The organism is Dubosiella muris, assembly GCF_004793885.1.
Taxonomy (GTDB): Bacteria; Bacillota_I; Bacilli_A; order Erysipelotrichales; family Erysipelotrichaceae; genus Dubosiella; species Dubosiella muris.
Window position 1 is genome coordinate 1 of the sequence record NZ_SRYG01000063.1, and the last position, 305, is coordinate 305.

Annotated in this window: 1 protein-coding gene; it reads right to left on the reverse strand. The window is 37.0% G+C overall.

Going from position 1 to position 305, the window contains the following annotated elements; translation table 11 throughout:
* A partial coding sequence (locus tag E5336_RS12305; RefSeq protein ID WP_277820876.1) for a transposase occupies positions 1 to 290 on the reverse strand: 290 nt, incomplete at its 3' end.
* Between the last annotated feature and the right edge of the window lie 15 nt (positions 291 to 305).

The window sequence follows — 305 nt, forward strand, 5'->3', positions numbered from 1 at the left end:
TTTAGATAATCTCGAATCATATGATAGGCGCGGACATAATTCAATTGGTATTCATATTCCCGTTTTCTTTCTTTGATTCGCACCTCGTTGGTAATCCTTCTACAGAAGTTATATAGGATCAACCTTGCATAGATCTCCTGTTCGATCAGATTTCGCTTTTTTGAATGCAGGGTATTCAAGTCAAGATCATATTTCAAATCCCGATAGGATGTTTCGATTTCCCAGCGTCTATGATACAGTTCCTTTATTTCCGTTATTGTGAATTCGTCTTTATCCAGATTGGTAACGATACTCTCATATGTACC